This window comes from Furfurilactobacillus milii (assembly GCF_009863985.1).
Classification (GTDB): Bacteria; Bacillota; Bacilli; order Lactobacillales; family Lactobacillaceae; genus Furfurilactobacillus; species Furfurilactobacillus milii_A.
Genome location: NZ_WEZT01000043.1, coordinates 1 through 822, shown reverse-complemented (window position 1 = coordinate 822; position 822 = coordinate 1). Strand labels below are relative to the sequence as shown.

Sequence of the window (822 nt, the reverse complement as noted above, 5' to 3'; positions counted from 1 at the left end):
AAGTACAAACAGCGCAAAGGCAACTGTGGCAGAGTCTCTCTTTTGAGTAATCCTCAGATGTTTGAAGTGGTGAGAGAACACTTCTGCGAAGACCTTTGGTCTCCGGAGGAAATATCGAATCGCTTGGCAGTCGAAAAGTATCCGGTGCAGATCAGTACCACGACTATTTACCGTGGGATTTTCAATGGCTTATTTGATAATTTGTTTAAATCTGGCAGCTCTAGTGCCGTGCGCCATCTAAGGCATCACGGCAAGTCTCGCCACAATAAAGCTTATCAAGAAAAGCGAGGCAAGATTCCAATCCCCAACAAGATTCATGATCGTCCGCGAGAAGCTGACAACCGTGTAGAAATTGGTCACTGGGAAGGTGATACCGTGTTAGGCAAAAGCGGAAAGGCTTGTGTCGTTACATTGGTTGATCGAAAATCTCGTTACCTGCTTATTGGTAAAGCTGCTAAAAGAACTTCAGAAGCAGTCACGGATACTTTGAGCGACTTAATGAAGCTATGGCCTGGTAGATCGTTAACGATTACCCCGGATAGGGGTAAAGAGTTTGCCAAAGTTCAATGTTTAACTGATAAGTTTGGTACGCCCTTCTACTTTCCCGATCCTCACTCTCCTTGGCAACGAGGAACTAACGAAAATACTAACGGCTTGCTTCGCGAATATTTGCCAAAAGGAACTGACCTTGATTCAATTACTGACCGCCGGATACAAGCATATGCAGAACAAATGAATAATCGTCCCCGTAAATGTCTCGGATGGAAAACGCCTTATGAAATATTCTTTAATGTAGTGTTGCACTTAATTTGACAATTCAAG

At 43.7% G+C, this 822-nt stretch carries 1 protein-coding gene; it reads left to right on the top strand.

The window, feature by feature from the left end:
* Window positions 1-813: IS30 family transposase (locus GB992_RS11265; RefSeq protein WP_161002529.1), on the top strand; the 813-nt coding region annotated here is incomplete at its 5' end.
* Window positions 814-822 lie beyond the last annotated feature (9 nt).